We start from the raw sequence: 22,068 nt of genomic DNA on the forward strand, positions 1-22,068 counted from the left end.
CTCTACACTCTCCTTTCCACATAGCTAAGCAGCTTGCTTAGAGAATAAGTGAGAATGAAATAAATAAGCGCAGCAGTCAAGTATGGCTCCCATACCGCGAAATATTGACTGCGCATCGCATTGGACCAATACATCAATTCAGGGGCAGCAATAACCGCGAACAAGGAAGAATCCTTAATCAGCACAATAAACTCATTCCCAAACGGAGGAATCATACGCTTAATCGCTTGCGGCAAAATGACCTTTTTCATCGTTTGAAAATGAGTCATGCCGAGCGAGTGCGCAGCTTCGGTTTGTCCTTTATCGATGGACTGGATACCGGCTCTGAAAATTTCAGCCATATAGCCTGCAGAGTTCAAAGACAAAGCAACAATAGAAGCTACAATGGCATTCGTTGTTCCGAGAAATAACGGGACGACCCCGTAATGCACGAGCAAAATTTGCACGAGCAGCGGTGTGCCGCGGAAAAAGTTTACATAGATGCTTGCTGGCCATCTTAAATAACCGCGGTGCGACATTTTACCTAATCCAACAGCCAGTCCCAACACAGAGCCGAGACAGATGGACAAAATGGATATGCCAATGGTCCAAAGCGTACCTTCTAATAAAAGCGGTATATATTCAATGATGATGTCAAAACGAAAGTTCATTCCACACTTCCTTCCTTATCATTTAAGCTGTGAACAGAACAACAGCATGCGCAAGGGATAAAGTCACGCATGCTGTTTGATTATTATTTTTGTTCAAGCAACTTTTTGGTGTCCGGCTCTTGACCGAACCATTTTTTGTACACTTTCGCGTAAGCCCCGTTTTCAATGACTTTTTTGATAGCCGGGTCAAGCTTCGCTTTAAGCTCGCTGCCTTTTGGAAGCAGAATCCCGTAGTATTCGGACTCAAAGTTTGTTGGATCGGAAATAGTAACGAATTTCTTATTCGGATTATTTTTCACATATTCACGAACGATCGCAATATCCGCGACAACCGCATCTACACCGTTATTTTCCAGTTCCATCAGTGCCAGCGTGTTGTTATCCAGACGTTTCAAAGATTTATTGTTATCGCCCATGATCTTGGTCATCAAAATATCCGCAGTCGTCGAGATCTGAACAGCGACTTTCTTGTCTTTCAGATCTGTCGCATTTTTGATTGGGCTGCCTTCTTTGACAAGAATCATGTTGGTTGATTCGAAATAAGGGATGGAATAATCATAGGATTGCTTGCGCTCATCGGTAATCGAAACGCTGGAAATGCCGCCTTGATACTCATTGCCTTGCTTCACGCTTGTCAGCATCGTGTCCCAACCAGTATTCGCTACATCGTAGGAAAGTCCTGCTTCTTTCATCACTTCTGCAAGAAAATCGATGTCAAAGCCGGTCAGTTTGCCTTTATCCATATATTCCATTGGCGCATAGGCAGCATCTGTCGCAAATTTGTACTTCGTGCCTCCGCTATCTTTAGCTCCGCAACCGGTTAAACCGATGACTAAAGCTGCTGTCAAAACAAAAAACGATAACTTTTTCATTATAATTCCCCCCGTGCTATGTATGGAACGACTCATATTTTAACACCTGGTCAATAAAATAACAACGTTTGAGTTTAGAAATTTATTCAGGAAATTGCAGGTAATCGCTCATTCCGCACATTTTCGGCTTTCTGCACAACCGAAGTTGAGTTCCTTTGTTTTTTCGCCCAAAAGAAAATAGAAAAACGCCTGGAACTTAAGGTCCCAAGCGTTAGAATTCCATCATTGACCGACCGTTACATCATTCTTAAAATGGCTTCTCTCCCCGTCATTCCGGCTACAATGCCAAGGTCTTCCGCCGTGTACGTCACCGATTCCAGCGGTGCTTCCAGAAGCTCCTCAATCGTCCGGACACCGGTTGCCCTTGCCGCGACAATATTGCGATCTCTCAAGCGCTCATTGAGCAGTGCAACGTCAAGCGCGCCGCACATAATGTAACCTTTATCTGTCGTCACTACCAGCAGCGTCGTCTTGGGCAATTTAACCTCTATCGCAATTGCAGTACGTCCCTCAAGGAGAATGGGTTCTACGCGCATCATGCTCTGCACAGCTCCTCTTTGCAGTCTTACGGTAGTATATGCGCGTGCGGCTAGTACGGTGTGACCGTGGGTTGAAAAGAATTTTTTGGGGGAATGGGGAGGGGGGTGAAACACCGTATCGGAAAAAGATAAACCGCCAAGCGATTGTCGCAAGGCGGTAGAAGATTTAATTAATGCTGAACTAATCCCTGCTTATTAATTGCGCATCTTCTAAGACAATCCACATATTTACTTCATCGTAACTACTTACAGTAGCTCTAATAAGATCTCTAATATATATATCTTCATTATCTAGCTCATTTTTAATATTTACTGTTACACCTATTACTTTATAACGGTCTATCTCAATAAGCGTTCCTTGAGGATAGAATACTTCTATCTTGCCTTCGACTATAGTACCAACAGTGAGAAGAGATTTAACTCTTTCCCATTCATGTATAGGTAAAAATAGATTCATTCCAAACTTTTTCAAAAATATCCATTTCAATTCGCACATAGTCAGGAGAGGCTATGGAGAGTGGCTGATCTGCCAAGAAAAAGTGATATTGCTCATGTTTTATATTAGATGTAATAACTGATCCATCATGCCCAACCACTACTTGCCTAGCAGCACCTCCCTCATCATCAACCTCAAAATACCAAGTACCGTCGTTTCCTTCGTACATAAGATATATCATAGTACTCTCCTTCACTCTGGTTTTTCATTGAATAAACTTAAACCTTATGATGCCAAAAAGTCGTAACCATCAGCAGGCCCACCTGGTCCGAAATTATGGCCTGAGCTGATAAACCGACCAGTGAGTGGTAAAGGAACGTTAGTATTATAAACAAAAAAGTGCGGGCGGACCGTTTTTATTTTCAAATCAGTAACATCCACTACGAAATAGTCTGTTGTTTTATATGCCTCGCTCTCTCTATTATATAGTATTTTAGCTAATGGCTCTGGAGACATCGTGTCTGGTGGAATATCTGTAAAATAGACACCATCGCCTCCTCTTGCATCGCTAGGTCGAAGCGCTTTAAGAGACGGCCAAATTACCCCAGACTCCCAGATGCTCACATAAACTGATTGGCTTGTATAATGATATAAAAATCTCTTCTTTTTATTATTATTCTCTGCAGTTGTAACATCGACATAAGGAGTAACTTGAGTTTTCGTTTGAGAGTCTGAGTTACTGGCGCTATCCCTACTTGGTGTTGAAGTATAGGTTGAAAGAGTCTTATATCTCATCACGCTTCGGACACAGTGGCCGTTATATTCACGAAAAGCGTCGTGTCTGTCTGCTAGCGGACACCAGCGACCTTATTTGCCAATTTCGGGGAGAAATCAGTCCCCAATGAGCAAGTAACAGCGTTGGTGTCCATTACATGTTCGAAGAGGTCTTTTCCTTCGAGTAAGGGCCTCTCAGTCCGTTAGCGTGGACAAAAACTGCGCAACGCCATTACGTCTGCTTGACAGCCGCTGCTGCTTGCATTAAAAAGCAAACCTTCCCTCTCCACGTGAAAGCTGTAAAAAGTGCAGGTAATGTGAGCGATTTCGCTGACTTTGATGCAATTTATATGACAAAAGAGCCCAACTAATAGTTGGACTCCTCACTCAGACATATGCACTTGTGCAGCTAGTACAGTGCCATCCCCCCACTAACAACCAATATCCACAAGCTCCCCCTCCGTAGCCGCTGCCAAATCCGCTCCCCGCAGAAAAATCTGCAGTCCCCGGCGGCCGCCGCTAATACTAACTAATTCCATCGACATAACAGTCGAATGCAGGTAAAAGGGATACTTTTTCTTCATGCCCAGGGGAGAGACGCCTCCTCGTATATAGCCAGTAAGCGATTGGATATCTTTTACAGGCACCATTTCAACTTTCTTATTTCCGCTTGCTGCGGCCAGGCTCTTCAAGTTCAGCCCCTGATCCCCGGGGATGCAGGCCGCAATGACGCCTGACTTGTCCCCTTTTAAGATGAGCGTTTTGAATAATTGACCGGGCTGCAAACCCACTTTAGCGGCAACGGTCGCCGCATCCAATTGACTCTCATCCCAATCGTATTCGTGCAGCGAATAATCAATCTGAAGAGAATCGAGTATTCGGCACGCATTCGTCTTGTTTGACATCGTTTCACCTCTTTTTACAAAAACCAATCTATATTTGGGTATCATATCATGATATAGTTAAGACATGAGCAATTTCAAGGCTGCAAGGAGGCCATATGAGTCAAAGAAAATCTAACGTTACAGGCCATTTATTCACTGTTGAAATTTTAATGGAAGAGGCGACCAACGGTCTTGCGATGGAAAAGCTCCTTCATCTTCTTAACACACAGACTATCAAAGATTATAAGATCCTGAAGGGAATTGAGCTTGGCAAGTTAATTGAGTTGAATACGACCAAAGAAATTTCGTCTCCCTCACATACAAGCAAAAAAGCAGCAGCTTCTCCCCCGCCTGCTTCTCCCGTGCCAACGGCGAAGGCAGCCACGCCGAGCGAGGCCGCTGATCACATTATTAAGCAGCTCGACAGCTTCAAAACGAACAATACGCTGATACGGCTAACGGTTGTGAAAGGCCAGGGCATCAAACTAAATCTTCCCTGCCGAATCATTAATTATGACAGCAGCAATCAGAATGTTACGGTGTATCACGTGGATGAGAAGAAGGTTTATTCTTTCAAATTAAACGAAATCGATGATTACGTCGCTTTCTAGCAAAAAGAGGATGTCCCGGTCAAGGGGCATCCTCTTTTTATGATGATGTCGCCGAACTTGACGCCGCTGCGGGGACGCCATGGCTGAGCATATGCTCTAACTCGACAGCATCCACAGGCGGGCTGAACCAATAGCCCTGTACTTCATTGCAGCGATTTTGATGCAGAAAATGAAGCTGTTCTTCGGTTTCCACGCCTTCCGCAATGACTTTCAAGTTCAAATGGTGCGTCATCGCGATGATCGTAGTTACGATAGCCGCGTCATTGGGATCGACCATAATATCGCGGACAAAGGAACGGTCGATTTTCAACTTATCAATCGGAAATTTCTTCAAATAGTAGAGGGAGCTGTAGCCTGTCCCGAAATCGTCGATGCTGACGTGAACTCCCAGCTCCTTCAGTTCCAGCAAGGACTGAATGGCGTGATCGACGTCCATCGTCATGCTTTCGGTAATTTCCAGCTCCAAATACTGCGGATCGAGCCCGGTTTGCTCCAGCACATGAGATATCTTGCCTTTCAGATTATGCTGAAAAAACTGTCGCATCGACAAGTTGACCGAAATCGGCATCTTCGGGAACCCTTGATTTTGCCAAATTTTATTTTGCTTGCAGGCCGCCCGCAGCACCCATTCGCCGATCGGCACGATCAATCCCGATTCCTCTGCGAACGAGATGAAATGATTTGGCGAGATCAGTCCCTTCTCGGGATGAGCCCAGCGAATAAGCGCCTCCACACCGACGATGCGTCCCGTCTCAATATCAACCTGTGGTTGATAGAATAAAACGAATTCTTCCTGAGCGATTGCTCTGCGCAGTTCGTTCTCCAGCTTGAGCCGATTGAGGGAAACGGATTTCATATCGGAATTAAAAATTTGAAAATCGTTGCGTCCCTTCTCTTTGGCTCTGGCGAGCGCAATATCGGCGTATTTCATCAGGGTATCGGCATCTTCTGCATCCGTGGCAGAAATGGCAACACCGATACTTGCCGTTACATGCATCTCATACTGCTCCAGAAGAAACGGCTTTTCCAGAACGCGATTAATCTCTGCAATAACGGCAATCACATCGTTGGAATCGACGACATTCGTATAATAAAAGGCAAATTCATCGCCTTCTGTCCGCGCCAAATAATCGGTTTCGGTGACGCAGCGCGTGAAGCGTTCTGCCAATTGCAGAAGAAGCATGTTGCCGTAATCGTAGCCGAAGCTGTCGTTAACGAGTTTGAACCTATCGATATCAAGATAAAAGACCGCTACCTTCTGTCCGATGGACCCGGCCGTGCTTAATCTTTCATTTAATCGGTCTTTGAACATACGCCTGTTCGGCAGCCCTGTCATGTCATCATAATACGCCATATAGCGGACTTGCTCGTCTCCGCGCTTGCGTTCCGTAATATCTTGGCAAATAAGAATGTAGCCCCTGACATTCGGCTGCAGCTCAACGGGAACCGCCGTCGTATGCAAATCTACCCGGTAACCGCTTTTATGGGAAACCGATGTCTCAAAGGCAATCGGTTCGCCGTCTTTCGCCTGCTGCAGTTGATCGCACGTCAGCTCATACTTCTCTTGCGTCACAAAATCGCTAAAACGTTTCTGCAGCAGCTCGGACACCGAATAACCGAGAATCGTTACCGCCGCTTCATTGATCCGAATGAACATCCCATTATGATCAAAGATTCCGATGGCGTTCGGATGGTGCTCAAATAAGGAGTCCAGCACATGATAATAGGTTGGGTCCTGCGGCGTTGCGGAGGGCTGCTTCACCCTCTCCTTGTTCAACAGCAGCATGCACAGCGGCAGAGCGGCAAAGATACATATCCAAGCAGCATACGGCTTTACATAAAGGCTTACGAATATGGCGACAATCAGGTATCCGCCGATATAGAGCCGGTTTTTCACAAATTTGCCTCCTCATACGACATTACTAGATACCTGTGAACGTGTGTTTCATCCGACATACTTGCACACGTCAATATGTAATTTGGATTCTTTTGGTTAAACAGTATTTTCTACATAAGTCGCGCTTTTTCCTGCAAATGCGGCACAAAACAAACAAAAAAGAGTCGGAATATGCCGACTCTTTCCATTTTTATGATTTTAAAGCAGCAATGGCGAGCAGAATCCATCCCACCAAGAAGCTCACTCCGCCAAGCGGTGTAATCGGTCCGAAAAGTTTGATTCCTGTCAAACTAAGACCATATAAGCTGCCCGAGAACAGGATGATTCCGATAAAAATAGCCCATCCGGATGCATTCACGAGCGAGGTGCTCCCCAGCTTCTCTGACAAAATCGCAATGGCGATCAACGCGACCGCATGGATCATGTGATAATGTACACCCGTTTGGAAAACGTCCAGCTTGTCCGGTGTCAATTTTTGCTTCAAAATATGTGCCCCGAATGCACCTAGCGCGACAGAAAGTAAAGCATTCAAACTGCCGAGCAGCACAAAAAGTTTCATCATTGCTTCCAATCTTCCTTCCTAAATCTTCATTTTATTCCACTTCACCGATATCATGTTGGCCTACAATCAGGCGTACCGGGTCCAAATAAACCCTTGTTACCGTCGGTTTCTTGATCAGATCGATTTCAATATCTACAATTTTATTACGGGCGGTTTTACCTTCTCTTTTGTCATACACGACTTCAAATTGCTTAAGTCCCAACCCATGAATGAGAACGGATGAACCGATAGACAGCGCATTGGATTCGAATTCCCCATGTTCAAACAATACCTCAGACAAAATTTCTTCATTCATGTCCACAATCGTAACATACTGGCAAAATTGGTATTTCATCAAAAAGGCCCCCTTATGTCATAAAGTTCCTTTTATCCATTCGCCGAAAAATGTCGAAACTCCTGCCTATCACTATCTTTCCCCTAAAGGTTCACAGAAATCCCAGTAAAAAGATAACGACCGGTATCGTAAACATACTAAACAACGTTGAAGTAAATACGGCCTGTGAAGAGAACTCAGGCTCATTCTCATACTCGATGGCCAACAGTACGCTGCTTAGCGACGTCGGCACAGCACAAGAAAGAATAAGAGCTTTGGCCGTCAATCCATCGATTCCGAGCATCCAAACCACGAAAAATCCGATCAACGGCGCCGCAGCAAGCCTTAATATAAGGGAAACCGCCACATTGGAGAAATGGAACTCCCACTTCATGCCGCCAAGCTGTACACCAAGCGTTAGCAGCGCCGTAGCCATAAAGGCATTAGCAATATACGTCAGCGGCAAATTAATAGAGGATGGCACCGGCAGATGAAAATATCGCAGCAGCAGTGCGAGCGGAATCATATAAATAACCGGCAGGGACAAAATCGTTTTCATCGTCGCTTTCCAGGTTGATTTGTGCGCGTTTAACGTGTAAATCCCGTACGTGTTAGGTATCAGTGTCTGCATAATCATGATGACAATTTGAATCGATAAGGTATACGCATTCCCGCCGAATACGGTTTGATTGAGCGGCAGCGCGTAGTTGGCGCTATTGTAGAAAATAACGCTGTTGCGCATAGCAATGCGCATGCCTCGCTCCAACTTCCTTAATCGGATATAAACCTCTATGACGGCAAAAAGAAGGCTAAAAAATAAAACGAAAAACAAGAGCACCTGCAGCAGGACATTTAAGTTCATTTCAGACTCATATAACTTAACAAAAACAAGTGCTGGAGAAAATACGTAGAAATTAAGCTTGGATAACGTTTTAATATCCAGATGAAAAACACGATACATCGTTGCGCCGATCGCAATCATGATCGAGATCGGCACAATATTATTAATAAGAATATAAAAGAAATAACTCATTTCTAATCCTCACTTAAATGAAGTTCCGTTGCTGTAGTAAGCATCTCTGCTGTAGGTCGTAAAAGCAACTTCAACCTCCGGCAAGCCAAGCCCGAGAACATCGGTCGTAATCGCCTTGGCGACTGCATCCCTGATTTCGTCCCCGCGTTCAAACCAGGCGACCTCAACAAACGGATAGGCTGTGACGATCTTCCCTCCGAATACAGCGGCATGCTGCACACACTCCAGTGTAAAATTATCGATGTCACAGCCGCAAATAGCAGCAAGCTGGTCTACTAGACTTTCACTGATTTCACAAACCTGCTCCACAGATAATCCTCTGAACGTTAATCTAGGCATGTTTCAAGCTCCAATCCATTCCGCCGTAAGGCTTCTTACTTCATTGATCCATTCACATTAGTAATGATGCGTTTGAGCTGCAAGTTAAAGTTGTAAATTTCTTCCGGCGACAACCCGCTTGTTTCCAGAAGCGTTTGCGGTATACAGAGCGCCTTTTCGTAGAGCGCAAGCCCGGTTTCCGTAATGACAATGTTCACGACACGTTCGTCTTCCAGCGATCTTTTCCGCTGAACCAACTGCTGAACTTCCATTCGTTTAAGCATCGGCGTCAACGTACCGGAATCGAGATCCAGCTTCTCGCTAAGCTCCTTGACGGTACTTTCCTTTTGATCCCATAAAACGAGCAGAACCAAATACTGCGGATAGGTAATCCCCAAATCTTCAAGAAAAGGACGGTACATCCGTGTAATCGCCCTTGAACTGGCATATAAACTAAAGCACAGTTGATTTTCAAGCTTTAATAATTCACTGCTGCTCATAGATCAGGCTTCCTTTCACCTTAGTCATATTGCGAACAATCGTTTTGCTTCAAATGTATATAAAAATAACCCGACTGTCAATGTAAATAGTCAGATAAGTTCATAAATGTTGCATGATTCCATCTTGTACCGCGCTCGATTCCAGTGATATTGTAGTAATACTTGGAGTCACTTTTTCCGTCAGTCCTTATGGGGAGGCATGCCTGTGAATGTAAACGTTTCGGGAGACAACCGCAAGCTGTATATCAAACTTTTACTCAGTACAATTCTCTGTACGATTCTTACGCTGCTTGTATCCTCCACCATTTATTTTGTCAATTACAGAAACATTAATTTAAACCAGGTGTATCAAACCGATTTAGAAAATTTAACCCAAACAAGCCGGGAAGTCATCTCGATGACGGAAAGCGCTCAATCACTTACATTTCAATTGTACCGGAACGGCAATATCAGCAAGCTCATGTTTTATGAAAATCCGGATATTTATGACACGACCGCTGCCATGAGGGAATTGAACAACTATTTGAATTCCATGCCCTACATTGCTTCTATCTATGTCTACAATCCGAAAGCCAGCTATGTGTACATTGCATCCAGCCCCGGGCAGAACGGTTTAATGACCAAAGATGAACTGGTCGACAAAGATATTTTAAACGTACTTGATCATTTCCAGGAGTTCAAACCCTTCGTACCTATTCCACGCACCTACTTAAAAAATGCATCCAGTACGCAAAAGAGCAATGTCTACACGTACCTGTGCTACGATGCGATCGGCAATGACAATGCGTTGAATTCAGCGGTTATCGTCAACATCACGACGGATTGGATTAATAAGGATATCGGCAAGCAGCAAGGCAATGAAGCCAGTTCCTCTTTTATTATCGATAGTAAAGGCAGTACGCTGACCGGCAAACTCCCCAATGATGCGGAAGCACTTACAGCGGAATCCGCCATTACCAAACAGATTATGAGCAATCGTGGCTCCGGTTACTTCATTGATAAGGTCGGCGGCAAGAAATCCTTGATTTCTTTTACGGCTCCTGACTCCCTGGAGTGGCGCTACATCCGCATAACGCCTTATCAGACGATCACGGAGAAAATCAACAAAATTCGTACAACGACGATTTACATCGGCATTTCCATACTTGTCGCAGGATTGTTAGTCTCCTGGCATTTATCCCGCAAGCTTTATGTCCCTATCGATCGGATTGTCACGAGAATGAAATCGCTGGAATCGGATAAACGAAATTCTTTATTTACATTAAAGCAAGATGTACTGCGGAAGCTGCTTCAAGGACAGGAGCCGATTACGGCGAAAAAAATGCGGGAAAAACGCAGTGAGCTCGGCATTTCCTTCGATTTCCAAAGCGATTACCGGCTGATTCTGCTTCGCATCGATGGTTTTCAGCCTTTTTTGCATCGTCATCAGGACGATCTTCACGTGTATAAATATGCGATCATGAATATTTCCTCGGAAATAGTTTCACAAGCTTACCAAGTGGAAACGGTCGATTTGGGGAATGACTGCATTGTGCTGCTTATGAATGTGCGAACCGCACCTCTCGATGCCGATCAGAGCATGCTGCTAGCGCTTTTAAAGCAAATTCAAAAAGCGGTAGGCGAACTTCTCAAAATCAGCATCTCCGTCACTTATAGTCCGCTGAGCTCTCAACCTCAAGACCTTATTCCCATGCACCGCAGGATTATCGAAGCATCCGAGCATCGCTTATTTCTTGGACCCGGCTGCTTGATTTCCGCTGCGGATCACCAATATCCGGAAACAGACGATTATTTGTTCACCGTAGAGAAAGAGAAAAAACTCATCGATGCTTTAATGGCCGGCAAAGTCGCAGAAGCTAAGAAATTGTACAGCTGCATTATCGAGGAAACAAGACCGTATCCGATTAGCGTGTTTCAAGCCACCTTATCCCGATTGACCATTACGCTGAATGGCGTCCTGCACACGATTCTCAAAAACAATTCTCTCGATATCCCAATAAGCATGCAGCTATCCAAAAATGCGCTTGCCAAGCTGGAAACGATTGAAGAAATCGAAGCTGTCGTCTTCGAATTGTTCGATGATTTGAAAAAGCGGCTTGATGACAAGCGGAGTATGAAGCAGGACGACCTTATTCGTAAAATCAACGATATGATTGAACAGCATTGCGGCAATCCGAATTTATGCTTAAATTGGATTGCCGATGAGATGGATATGTCGCCGATCTACCTGAGCCGCGTTTATAAGCAGAACACCATGAACGCCGTTGTGGATGTCATCAACAACATGAGAATGAACCGTGCCAAGGATTTGCTCAAGCACTCGGATTTACCGATTGCCGATATCGCCGAACGAATCGGCTATACCAACAGCTCTTATTTCTACCGGATGTTCAAGAAAAATTATGGCGTGACCCCGACCGATTACCGCAAAACCGGCCTCGAACCCGGCAATCAAGCCTCGCCCTAAAACAAACGGCCGCCCTGCAGGCATCACGCTGCAGGGCGGCCGTTCTTTTTATTTAAACCCTTTTTCGCTCACATACTGAAGCCATTGCTTCTTATACTCGGCTTGCACCTTCTCAAGTCCCGCTTGCTTCGCTTTCTCCATGAACGTTTTCATGCCTGCATCTACATCGGCTACAAGACCCAATTGCAACGGCCACAGATACTGTTTCTCCACTTGCTCCAGCGCTGCTTTCTCCGCTTGGTAGGAACTGTAGTCTTCGGCAAAGCCTGTGAAGAGATCCGGTTTTTGAATTTTATCAAGGTCTTTGTAAATCGCTTTTACCCCATCGAAGCTTTTCTCGAACAGCATGAAATCCGGATTGCGCCATGCCCAGCTGTTCATGGACTCACGAGGGAAGCCATTGGAATTGTTATCGCCGATCATTTTGTAGTAGCCATTTTCAATTTGAAAGTTTTTACTTTCAATCCCATAAGAAGTAAGCCAATTGTACGTTTTATCCGTGACCATTTTTTCGTAGAACTCAATTGCGCGTTCCGCGTTTTTACTGCTCTTAGGAATGGCAAAACCGTTATGAATCGGATGCACCGGCGTGGCATAGCCCTTGATCGTCGAGAAGGAATAGTAATCCAGGTTCCAATCGGGATGCGTTGATTTCATTTTGTTCAGGGAATCGTTAAAGCGTGCCGGGTTATCGCCGAATTCTGCAGCCGCCTTACCGCTGACCAACTGATCCCACGTAGAGTCCTTCACGTTTAGAACGTTTTTCGGAATAAAGCCTTTATCCATCCAGCGTTTAGCTATTTTGATGTCTCCCATGTGCTCTTCGGATCCCCAGTAAGAGTAAACATCACCGGGCTTATTATAGTTGATACCTATGCCATAGAGTGGCGATCCTACACTGTTATGTACGACGTCCCTCAGTCCGTTAATAATCAAATTGCCGTCTCCACCGCTTGCAAAAGGGAGCATGCTCGGTTCGTTTTTCTTGATGCCGTCCATGTACGCTTCGAAGGTTTCAATGGAAACTGGCTTCGGCAAATTGTATTTGACCCGCAAGTCTTCACGCCACACGAAACCATTCGTGACGTACTCCTTAAACGTCGCCGGTACGGTATAAATTTTGCCGTCGACTTTCACGGCTTCCCACATATCCTTCGGCACATATTTGTTTAGCTTTGGCGCAGCCTTCGGTAAAATATCGTCAAGCGGCAGGAAGGCGCCTTTTTTCGCGTAGGATTGATATTGTGTCCAGTCGGCTGTGAAAATCAAGTCCACTTGTTGGCCGGAGGATAGCAGCAGCTTATACTTCTGATCCCAGTCCGTCCAAGTCGTATAGTTGAATTTCACGGTTGTATTCAAGTCTTTCAATGCTAATTTATTGACTTCATCCTGAATGATTTGCAGATCTTTGGGAGCATTGCCCAGCATGTAAAATTGAAGCTCGACCTTCTCTCTCTTCGGCGCTTCCGCTTTGACTGTCGCTGCCGGAGCAGCTGCGCTTGCGGCTGGAGCAGCCGTTTCTTTCTTAGGCTCCGGCGTGCTGCTGCAGCCTGTAAGAGCCGTAATCAAGAGCACCCCGGACAGGATGGCTGAGAAACGATATGTTGCCAACATTTTCATTTGAATCCTCCCTTTAGATGTGTTGTTATATGTCAGCCGAGAAGGTTGCCTGCAAGCTCCTTCTTCGGTTCTAACCTTTGACAGCACCGATTGTCAATCCTTTGACGAAATAACGCTGAACGAACGGATACAGAAACAGAATCGGACCTGTCACGATAATCGCCATCGCCATTTTCGTTGACTCCGTCGGCATTTCGCCGGTCATGACAACACCTGTGCCTGCGCCCATTTGCGATACAAAACGCATGGTGTTGATCACGTTATACAAGTAATACTGAAGCTCATACTTATTCGGATCGTTGATGAACAGCGAGGACAGCAGCCAGCCGTTCCAATAATGAAGCGCAAGGAAGAGACCGACCGTCGCGATGCCGGGCATCGACAATTGAAGCACGACGCTGTAGTAAATTTTGAAGTCGTTGGCGCCGTCGATTTTGGCGGATTCAATGAGCTCCTCGGGAATAGCGGACTTCATGAAGCTGCGCATCAGAATGATCAAGAACGGGCTCATGAGTCCCGGCAGAACAAGCACCGCATAGGTGTCCGTCAGCTTCAAATAGCTGGCCAACAAGATATACCAAGGGACCAAGCCCCCGCCAAACAGCGTTGTGAAATAGATATAAAAGGAGAACTGATTGCGATACCGAAAATCCCTGCGCTGTAGAACGTAACCCGCCATCGTCATGAAAAATAATCCAAGAATTGTACCGATGACCGTGACGGAAATGGTTACACTGTATGCTTTGATGACCTGCTCCGGAAATCGAAAAACCGTCTTATAGCCTTCCATCGAGAACACCTTCGGTATGAAGTGGTAACCACTGCGAAGAATGGACTCATTCTGTGTAAATGAAGCCGAAATAATCATCAGAAAAGGAAATAAGCACACCAGAAAAGAGACAATAATAATGGCATAAGCCATCGTTTGGAACAAAAACATATATTTCTCGTCTTTAACTCTCAAGCTAGCAAGCACCTCTTCTCCTAAAATAGTGCGTAATCGTCGTTAACTTTTCGAATGATGTAGTTTACGGTAATGATCAGAATAAATCCGAATAGCGATTGATACAGCCCTGCGGCCGTCGCCATACCGACATCAAAGGTGACCTTCAAAGAGCGGTACACATACGTATCAATGATATCTGTCGCATTAAACAGAATGCCGTTATTTCCAACTAACTGGTAAAACAAGTCGAATTGGCCTTTCATAATACTCCCTAGAGAGAACAGCAGGAGCACGACAAATGTCGGCTTCAGCATCGGTATCGTAATATGCCAGACCCGCTGAAAAATATTGGCACCGTCAATTTTGGCAGCTTCATAATATTCCTCGCTGATCCCAGTAATTGCCGCCAGATAGATCACCATGCTGTACCCGAGATTTTTCCATAAATAAAAGATAATAATGAGAAAAACCCAAGCCCATGGCGTGTTGTACACATCGATAGGTTCAGAGCTGAGTTCTTTCAACATCGTGTTGAGAAAGCCGCTCTCATAGTTAAATAAGTTGTAGACGATGACGCTCAGGATAACGAATGATATGAAATAAGGCAGGAACATCACGGACTGGGCAATTTTCTTAAACCAAGCGCTGCGAATCTCGCTGAGCAGAACAGCGCATAGAATGGCAAAAACATTGCCGAAAACAATGAAAGCCAAATTGTAACCGAGCGTGTTGAACGTTAATTTGATTAACATGCCGGATTTCCATAGAAAAGAGAAATTATCCAAGCCTACGAAAGGACTGCCGAACAAACCGGCGTTGAAATCAAAGCGCGTGAATGCGTAGTAGATGCCAACCATCGGGATGTATGAGTTAATAAAGAAGAAGATCAGTGTCGGCAGCAGCATGAGAAACATGATTTTGTTTGTCACAATTTCATAAAGAAAACCTCTTCGTTTGACCATGTTCGGGTTCGATCCTCCTCGGGTTATATCTTGAAACGATCATATATCAGGGCATAAAAGCTGAATAGTGAAGCCTTTCTACGTATGTGAACTTTCTCGCAAACTGGGGTGTGAACAATCTTGACTTCAGTGAACTGGCAGGGTGAACAATCGTTGATAGGCCGGGAATTAAATAACAATTGAAACCATGTCGCATTCATGCTACGTTTATTTCAAAAATATACCAATAAAGGGGATATCGACCTATGGATTGGCTCTCTGCTCATAAGAAAAATACGGATGACGTTTTTGCGGATGCCGAACGCCTATTACGTTCGTTTCCTGAGCCGCTCAATCAACTAGGGCTTGCTTACTTCGCTAAATTTGACCTACGGCAGGAAGAAAGCACGAAAAATTATATTTGCTATTTGCTTCCCTATTGGATGAAGGAAATAACGTCTCTGCCGGACGAGTCCGTCAACAAACTGAGTTTAGCGAATGTGTTCGTCATGCTCTATTACTTCGTTATAGACGACATTATGGATTCGGCGGGTGGGGAGCATAGGGACAAGCTGCCGCTTGCCAATTTATTTCAGCTGCAGTTCCAATCTACATATAGAGAGTTGTTCCCGTCGCAATCGCCTTTCTGGCATTACCACGAAGCTTATGTGCTGGAATGGGCGGATGCTGTTGCGGGCGAGAGCCACGCTGATTATTTTCACACGGAGGTAAGGAAAGTTGCATGGAAAGCCAGCCCCGTCAAAAACGCCAGCACCGGCGCGCTGCTGCTCGCGAATCAAGCCGAACGGATCCCGGTTGTGACGGAGGCCGTGGAACAAGTTTTGGTAACACTGCAAATGCTGGATGATTGGGCTGATTGGGAGGAAGATTGGGAAGAAGGCTCTTATAACTGTTTGCTGGCCTTCTTGCGCAGAAATGGGCTGAGCTTGGAGAGCGGTTCGTTGACGCCGGATTGGGTTAAGCAGCAGGTGTATGTCCATGACGAGCTTGATCTTTATGCAGACGTTGCGGCCTCTCATCATGAGAAACTGCTTGGGTTGGAAATAGCGATGAATGAGCTCTTTTTATTTCATCTAAGCCTAGTAGATAGCCTGCGCAAGACGGCAAATGAGATCAAAGAAAAGAGAAGAACGCTACTTTCAGGTGGTTTATACTATTTTTTGTCTTAAACTAGAAAATTTTGATAGATTTCTTTGAATATTCATGATATATTCTAATTGTTGGGAATATTAACCAATAAATTGGCGAATATTCCTGAGCCTAACGGACTGAGATACCTCTATTTATGACTTTTCGACTTGAAATAGGCATTATCGGACCTGCGTGACGCTATCTAACTTGAAATAACCCCAAATCGCGCTAAAACCAGCGTATAACGACTCCTCAGTCCGATAACTTCCTATCTAGCCGCCGAAAACCACAAATAACGTATTCTGAGTCCAATACATTTAAAAGGGGAGTGACTTGTCATGTCATCGAACGAACAATTGAAAGCGAAAATTATTCAAAAAGCTTGGGAAAACGAAGCATTCAAAACACAACTTCTAACAAACCCAAAAGCTGCCTTAAAAGAAAACTTTGGAATTACGCTGCCCGATGACATTACAGTCAAAGCGGTAGAAGAGACCACAACTGAGTTCGTGCTTGTTATTCCGGCAAATCCGGCTAAGGTGTTGGTGACTGCGGGGGCTGACAACCCTAACTGGTAGGGGATTGAACTTGAAACCGGGCGTTGCCGCATAAATGAGAGTAAGCCTCGCTTACTTCATACTCATAAAAAGAAGCTGCAGATTGATCTGCAGCTCTTTTTTATTTAGTGTTTTACTTTCGGAAAACTCATCGTAACCTCTGTTCCTTTATGCTTCTCACTTTCGAACTCCATTTTCCCCTGCATCGCCTCAATGATCCGGAAAGTCACCATGAGACCAAGCCCCGTCCCTTTCGTTTTTGTCGTAAAATAGGGTTCACCTAATTTCAGCAACTCAGCTGCTTCAATACCCTGACCATTATCTTTGATATGAACGTAGACTTTGCTATCTTTGTCGTATGCCCGGATTTGAATTTCCCCATCGTCTTCAAAAGCTTCAATACCATTTTTAATGAGATTGATCATTACTTGTTTGAATTTCGATATATTTCCTCGTATATACAGTCCTGCCGGAACACTTACGATTATACGTCCGCCTTGTAAGGTTGCCAGTGGCATGATAATGCCTTCAATTTGTTTGATTACTTGGGAAACATCTATATCGACAAATTCTTCCAGCTGAGGTTTGGAGAAGGTTAGGAAATCCGTAATAATAACAGAGGCACGATCCAGTTCCTCGATCGCAATATTCATATATTCTTTGTCTTTCTCATCTGAGCGGGAACCCATTAGCTGCAAAAAACCTCTCGTTACCTGCAAAGGGTTTCGCACTTCATGAGCGACAGAAGCCGCCAAAGAGCTTATGATTTCCGTTCTTTCGGATAGTTGGAGCTGATGATTATAAAATTCAAGTTCTTTCGAATAGTTGACTAAGAGTTCCTGATTCATGGCAAAACGCCTGACCAAAATAACAATTAGCGAAACAAATAAGCCTATACCTCCCCACTTCCATAAATAGAATTGATAATATTGTGAAGATACATAGTAATTAATAAGATCTAATATACTCATGCCCGCCAACATAGCGAAGCCGATAGAAAATATAACCGCTTCCTTGTTTCCTTTTTGCACAAGCGGAATGCTTAATCCAATGATCAAAAAAAACTGTACAATCATCATATATCCTAAAACAGTTACCGCTGCAAAAAAATACGCTCTATTAAATTGATAATGATTCATTTGATTTATGAACATGAAGGCGATTAGGAGTACGGAATAAACAACCTGAAATTTGCGAAAACGACGCACCCATTTAAATTTGCCATTATCGAAGATTTGCTCAAAAGACCAAGTTAGCGTCGGTAAAAATACATTAAGCGCTATATCGAACGAAGAAATAAATAAGCCACCATAGCTAGGAAAATTGGCATATACGAAAGGAGAATAGGTAATAAAAATTATTCCTACTGACAAACTTAATACACTTATTAAAATCCAACTCTGAAGTTGACCTCTTTTTAGAAAGATAGATCCAATCAGCATGATCAGTGCAATGAATAGAAAAGCAGTTCCGAATACAATATTCTGCAAATCTTGAAGTACATACGCCCTCATCAAAGTTGCATATTGATCTATTTTGATTGCTGAGTATATGTTCAGGCGGTCCATAGTTGACTCGAGCTTTAAATATATAGTTTCTCCGCTTTCCTCACTGCCAACTTGGAATAAACTCCTCTGTGCGTCATATGGAAAATCATACACCGTTTCGCGAATTAAGTTGGTACCAATGTATATCTTCAGTTTTTGTGTACTTATGTCTTGAATATAGATTCCGTAGTCTTTTGGTAAATGGGAAGGAAGTTGGAACTTAATCCATACCGTTGAGATATGCTCAGGTTTCTCAGAAAAGGGTTGTCCTTTTGTGACCTTCATCCAACGATCAGAAGCGGCAGACATGACGCCTTCCAACCCATCGGGTGGATCCCCCCACAGAATCGACCATTCTGGGATCGCTTTCAAATCCGCTGTTTGTTCGTCTACATGGGCTCTGGAATAAATACATCCACTACACACCATAACAATCAATACACCTATCCAGCACAATAGAAATAATCGCTTCATCTAACCACCTTCCTCAATCAGCCTTACAATGTGTACAAGTAAACTAATTTCGACAACAGAGCAAATATTCCCTTCTTTTACCAAGTAATCATTCATAAAGCAAATATATTCACCCCCTTCCAATTTGAGGATGGCTATTATCCGTATGGCATAGGATCTGCTCGCGTTGTGAAACAGCGTTACAGCGGGGATAGTTTTTTACTCGTGAGACGGCCTTTTTGGATGTCTCGCAACAGTTCTATTCCGTCTCGGGTACTGAGACGGCCTTTTTCGTCTTCTCGCGCGGCAAAGTCTGCTGCGCGGGCAGCTTTTCACTGGCGAGATGGCCTTTTCGGACGTCTCGCCACAGTTCTATGCCATCTCGGCTACCGAGACGGCCTTTTTCGTCTTCTCGCGCGGCAAAGTCCACTGCGCGAGAAGCTTTTCACTGGTGAGACGGCCTTTTTGGACGTCTCACTACAGTTCCAAACCGTCTCGGCTACCGAGACGGCCTTTTTCGACCTCTCGCGCGGCAATTCCCGCTGCGCGGGCAGCTTTTCACTGGTGAGACGGCCTTTTCGGACTTCTCACTACAGTTCCACGCCCTCTCGGCTAACGAGACGGCCTTTTTCCTCTTCTCGCGCGGTAATTTCCCACTGCGCGGACAGCTTTTCTCCCCCGCCCAACAACAAAAAAAACCATCAGAGTCACAATCCACCCTGACGGTTCTATTTTATAAATTCAAACGGTACATCGCCTTATTCTCTAATCCGCGAATCATCGGCGTCCAGGCATCCGTCTCCGGCGTTACTTGCAAAGTATCTTCGACCATCTGCAGCTTTGCATCCATCGAATCGATATAGTGCAAAGCAACAGCCTCAGGAATTTGCGGCAGCACGGGGCTTCCCCACTCCGGCAAATTATGATGCGACAGCACGATATGCTGCAGACCGATGACTACATCGGATTGGAGATCCAACCCGTGGTGCAAAGCCGCCTCCGTAATCCAATTCGACGCCATCGAAATATGGCCGAGCAGCTTGCCCTGTAAGCTGTACTCCGTGACAATCCCCAGCTGGGCGATCATCTCTTCCGGCTTCGCAATATCATGCAAAATGATGCCTGCTTTAATCAGATCCGAATTAAGAAACGGACGCTGCTTGCAAATGAATTCACCGATTTCCAGCATCCGGACGATATGGTACGCTAACCCGGCGAAGTACGCATGATGGTGTGTTTTGGCAGCAGGATAATGGCTAAGCTTATCGCCTACCTTTGCCACGCAGAAGGAAACGATATTTTTGACAGTAGGATTCGTGATGCTTTCCAGTACGCCATTGATGGTATGAATAAGATCGACTGGACTTATGGGAGCCGACCGGATGAACTCTGTCATTTGTACGCCATCTTCAGGCAGCACCTTGCGTATTCTACCAATTTTCACTTGCAATCTATCGCGGTAGGTTTGAACGAGCCCCTGAACCTTAACCAATGTCATTGGGAAAAAGGTTTCCTTATCCGTGGCGCTGACATCCCACATTTTCGCCGAAATTTGCCCGCTGGCGTCGCAGAGCACGATATCCATGAAATCCTTGGCAGGCGTCGTATTCGTTTGCTTAATTTCTAGTTCCTTAATGAGATAAAAACCAACAAATTCCTCTGGAGCTTGAAGCTGCTTAATTAATGTCATTTTAGTTCCTCCATATGTCATTAGGAACTATTATACTATGAAAATGGAGCAATGGCTGATTTGATTCAAAAGATTCGCCTCTCTCATCAAAATCGCCACCCTATTTCCCCTGCTTCACACGATCCGCGAGCACCGAAAGATCATGCCCCTTTAGAGCTCCTTCAATCAACTCCGGCAGCTTATCAGGCGAACAGCCAAAGCAAGGAATGCCGTATTGGGATAGCTTTTTTGCAACTGTTTCGTCATAGGAAGGCACGCCCTGATCGGATAAAGCGAGCAGACAGATCGTTTTCACACCAGCCTGGTGCATGTCGGCAAGCCTTTGCATCATTTCCGTTCGATTGCCGCCCTCATAGAGGTCCGAGACCAAAATAAACAGCGTTTTCTTCGGCTCCGTGATAAAAGATGAACAATAGGAGACGGATTTATTAATATCGGTCCCTCCGCCAAGCTGAATGCCAAACAGCATATCGACGGGATCCTCAGCACACTGTTCGCTCAAATCAACAACTTCGGTGTCAAAAGCAACGACACGCGTATCCAGCGCCGGCATACTGGCGAAAATCGACCCGATAATGGAGGCGTAGATGACGGATCCCGCCATCGAGCCGCTCTGGTCGATATCCAGAATGACCGTCCACTCCTTGCTCCGGCGGGCACGGTCGAAGAAATACACCTTTTCCGGCAGCAGGAGCCCGCGTTCCTTGTCGTAGTGCTTGAGATTTTTGCGGATGGTTGTGTTCCAATCCAACCCTGTTGCCGACGGCAGTGGCGAATGCTGCCTGCGGTTCAGCGCACCTGTGACCGCCCGTCGCAAATCTTGGGAAAGCCGCTTGACGATTTCATCGACAACAGCTTTGACTAGCTGTCTTGCCGTTTCTTTCGTTTTCTCCGGTATTTTGCCTTTCAGCGCCATTAACGTGGCAACCATCTGGATGTCCGGCTTCACTTGGGAGAGAAGCTCCGGCTCAAAAAGGAGCTGCTTCAAGCCTTTGCGCTCGATGGCATCCGCTTGGATGACGGACACGACATCCGGCGGGAAAAAAGTGCGGATATCGCCCAGCCATTTGGCGAGCTTAGGGGACGATGCTCCCAGCCCCGCTTGACGGGAGCCGCCAGCATCCGGTCCGGTATCCGCAGTGCTGACCGAAGTTTCATCATAGATGGCAGCCAGCGCCTCATCCACAAGCCTCGACTCTTCGTCGAGCATAGCGCTGCCGGAGCCGTAAGAGAGCAGCTTTTCTTCGGAAGCCGCACCCAGAATCAGCCGCCAACGGTTCATTTGTTCTTGATCGATCGTTGTCAT

At 45.2% G+C, this 22,068-nt stretch carries 23 protein-coding genes; 4 read left to right on the forward strand and 19 right to left on the reverse strand.

From position 1 onward, the window contains the following. Nucleotides 1–2 precede the first annotated feature (2 nt). From GC097_RS15565 to ybaK, 7 genes are all read right to left on the reverse strand, one after another. The gene (locus tag GC097_RS15565; RefSeq protein ID WP_171684213.1) at nucleotides 3–650 is read right to left on the reverse strand and encodes an amino acid ABC transporter permease; all 648 of its coding nucleotides are present in this window, start codon (nucleotides 648–650) and stop codon (nucleotides 3–5) included. An 83-nt stretch (nucleotides 651–733) separates the two neighbouring features. Next, entirely contained in the window at nucleotides 734–1,522 is a 789-nt protein-coding gene (locus tag GC097_RS15570) for a basic amino acid ABC transporter substrate-binding protein (RefSeq protein ID WP_246294266.1), read from the reverse strand. 236 nt (nucleotides 1,523–1,758) lie between these two features. Beyond that, nucleotides 1,759–2,061: a YunC family protein gene (locus GC097_RS15575; RefSeq protein WP_171684215.1), complete on the reverse strand. Its 303-nt coding sequence runs from the start codon at nucleotides 2,059–2,061 to the stop codon at nucleotides 1,759–1,761. A gap of 181 nt (nucleotides 2,062–2,242) precedes the next feature. After that, nucleotides 2,243–2,518, reverse strand: a complete 276-nt coding sequence (locus tag GC097_RS15580) for a hypothetical protein (RefSeq protein WP_171684216.1) — start codon at nucleotides 2,516–2,518, stop codon at nucleotides 2,243–2,245. Next, the gene (locus tag GC097_RS15585; protein ID WP_171684217.1) at nucleotides 2,493–2,738 is read right to left on the reverse strand and encodes a hypothetical protein; all 246 of its coding nucleotides are present in this window, start codon (nucleotides 2,736–2,738) and stop codon (nucleotides 2,493–2,495) included. Before GC097_RS15585 ends, GC097_RS15580 begins: the two co-directional genes overlap by 26 nt. A gap of 44 nt (nucleotides 2,739–2,782) precedes the next feature. Beyond that, nucleotides 2,783–3,292: an HYD1 signature containing ADP-ribosyltransferase family protein gene (locus GC097_RS15590; protein WP_246294281.1), complete on the reverse strand. Its 510-nt coding sequence runs from the start codon at nucleotides 3,290–3,292 to the stop codon at nucleotides 2,783–2,785. Nucleotides 3,293–3,702: 410 nt separating this feature from the next. Further along, on the reverse strand, nucleotides 3,703–4,176 hold the full coding sequence (gene ybaK / locus GC097_RS15595) for a Cys-tRNA(Pro) deacylase (protein ID WP_171684219.1): 474 nt from the start codon (nucleotides 4,174–4,176) through the stop codon (nucleotides 3,703–3,705). A gap of 95 nt (nucleotides 4,177–4,271) precedes the next feature. Between ybaK and GC097_RS15600 the strand changes: the two genes are divergently transcribed. Further along, nucleotides 4,272–4,766 carry a hypothetical protein gene (locus GC097_RS15600; protein ID WP_171684220.1) on the forward strand — a complete coding sequence of 165 codons (495 nt, stop codon included), beginning with the start codon at nucleotides 4,272–4,274 and terminating at the stop codon, nucleotides 4,764–4,766. A gap of 37 nt (nucleotides 4,767–4,803) precedes the next feature. On the opposite strand, the gene GC097_RS15605 is transcribed toward GC097_RS15600, so the two are convergent. The 6 genes from GC097_RS15605 to GC097_RS15630 form a co-directional block, all read right to left on the reverse strand. After that, nucleotides 4,804–6,663 carry a putative bifunctional diguanylate cyclase/phosphodiesterase gene (locus tag GC097_RS15605; protein ID WP_171684221.1) on the reverse strand — a complete coding sequence of 620 codons (1,860 nt, stop codon included), beginning with the start codon at nucleotides 6,661–6,663 and terminating at the stop codon, nucleotides 4,804–4,806. A gap of 190 nt (nucleotides 6,664–6,853) precedes the next feature. Beyond that, nucleotides 6,854–7,222 carry a DUF423 domain-containing protein gene (locus GC097_RS15610; protein ID WP_171684315.1) on the reverse strand — a complete coding sequence of 123 codons (369 nt, stop codon included), beginning with the start codon at nucleotides 7,220–7,222 and terminating at the stop codon, nucleotides 6,854–6,856. 34 nt (nucleotides 7,223–7,256) lie between these two features. After that, nucleotides 7,257–7,559: a hypothetical protein gene (locus tag GC097_RS15615; RefSeq protein WP_171684222.1), complete on the reverse strand. Its 303-nt coding sequence runs from the start codon at nucleotides 7,557–7,559 to the stop codon at nucleotides 7,257–7,259. Nucleotides 7,560–7,650: 91 nt separating this feature from the next. Continuing rightward, nucleotides 7,651–8,571 (reverse strand): AEC family transporter, encoded by a 921-nt coding sequence (locus GC097_RS15620; protein ID WP_171684223.1) that lies wholly within the window; start codon nucleotides 8,569–8,571, stop codon nucleotides 7,651–7,653. Nucleotides 8,572–8,580: 9 nt separating this feature from the next. After that, the gene (locus tag GC097_RS15625) at nucleotides 8,581–8,910 is read right to left on the reverse strand and encodes a DUF1904 family protein (RefSeq protein WP_171684224.1); all 330 of its coding nucleotides are present in this window, start codon (nucleotides 8,908–8,910) and stop codon (nucleotides 8,581–8,583) included. 35 nt (nucleotides 8,911–8,945) lie between these two features. Beyond that, nucleotides 8,946–9,389: a MarR family winged helix-turn-helix transcriptional regulator gene (locus GC097_RS15630; RefSeq protein WP_171684225.1), complete on the reverse strand. Its 444-nt coding sequence runs from the start codon at nucleotides 9,387–9,389 to the stop codon at nucleotides 8,946–8,948. A gap of 205 nt (nucleotides 9,390–9,594) precedes the next feature. Here GC097_RS15630 and GC097_RS15635 point away from each other — a divergent pair, with 205 nt between their 5' ends. Beyond that, on the forward strand, nucleotides 9,595–11,856 hold the full coding sequence (locus GC097_RS15635; protein ID WP_312875671.1) for a helix-turn-helix domain-containing protein: 2,262 nt from the start codon (nucleotides 9,595–9,597) through the stop codon (nucleotides 11,854–11,856). Between the two features lie 48 nt (nucleotides 11,857–11,904). Here the strand turns inward: GC097_RS15635 and GC097_RS15640 are convergent, their stop codons facing one another. From GC097_RS15640 to GC097_RS15650, 3 genes are all read right to left on the reverse strand, one after another. Next, a complete protein-coding gene (locus GC097_RS15640; RefSeq protein WP_171684227.1) occupies nucleotides 11,905–13,476 on the reverse strand; it encodes an extracellular solute-binding protein in 1,572 nt (523 codons plus the stop codon). A gap of 70 nt (nucleotides 13,477–13,546) precedes the next feature. Continuing rightward, on the reverse strand, nucleotides 13,547–14,416 hold the full coding sequence (locus GC097_RS15645) for a carbohydrate ABC transporter permease (protein WP_376768392.1): 870 nt from the start codon (nucleotides 14,414–14,416) through the stop codon (nucleotides 13,547–13,549). A gap of 44 nt (nucleotides 14,417–14,460) precedes the next feature. Beyond that, nucleotides 14,461–15,384 (reverse strand): ABC transporter permease, encoded by a 924-nt coding sequence (locus GC097_RS15650; RefSeq protein WP_171684229.1) that lies wholly within the window; start codon nucleotides 15,382–15,384, stop codon nucleotides 14,461–14,463. Nucleotides 15,385–15,629: 245 nt separating this feature from the next. Here GC097_RS15650 and GC097_RS15655 point away from each other — a divergent pair, with 245 nt between their 5' ends. Further along, nucleotides 15,630–16,553, forward strand: a complete 924-nt coding sequence (locus tag GC097_RS15655; RefSeq protein ID WP_171684230.1) for a hypothetical protein — start codon at nucleotides 15,630–15,632, stop codon at nucleotides 16,551–16,553. 300 nt (nucleotides 16,554–16,853) lie between these two features. Beyond that, nucleotides 16,854–17,093: an NHLP leader peptide family RiPP precursor gene (locus GC097_RS15660; protein WP_171684231.1), complete on the forward strand. Its 240-nt coding sequence runs from the start codon at nucleotides 16,854–16,856 to the stop codon at nucleotides 17,091–17,093. Nucleotides 17,094–17,197: 104 nt separating this feature from the next. Here the strand turns inward: GC097_RS15660 and GC097_RS15665 are convergent, their stop codons facing one another. The 3 genes from GC097_RS15665 to GC097_RS15675 all read right to left on the reverse strand — a co-directional run bounded on the left by GC097_RS15665 (nucleotide 17,198) and on the right by GC097_RS15675 (nucleotide 22,068). Then, on the reverse strand, nucleotides 17,198–19,093 hold the full coding sequence (locus GC097_RS15665) for a sensor histidine kinase (RefSeq protein ID WP_171684232.1): 1,896 nt from the start codon (nucleotides 19,091–19,093) through the stop codon (nucleotides 17,198–17,200). Nucleotides 19,094–19,805: 712 nt separating this feature from the next. Next, nucleotides 19,806–20,762: a 3'-5' exoribonuclease YhaM family protein gene (locus GC097_RS15670; protein WP_171684233.1), complete on the reverse strand. Its 957-nt coding sequence runs from the start codon at nucleotides 20,760–20,762 to the stop codon at nucleotides 19,806–19,808. Nucleotides 20,763–20,862: 100 nt separating this feature from the next. After that, nucleotides 20,863–22,068 carry a VWA domain-containing protein gene (locus GC097_RS15675; protein WP_171684234.1) on the reverse strand — a complete coding sequence of 402 codons (1,206 nt, stop codon included), beginning with the start codon at nucleotides 22,066–22,068 and terminating at the stop codon, nucleotides 20,863–20,865.

Source organism: Paenibacillus planticolens, from assembly GCF_013141725.1.
Classification (GTDB): domain Bacteria; phylum Bacillota; class Bacilli; order Paenibacillales; family NBRC-103111; genus Paenibacillus_E; species Paenibacillus_E planticolens.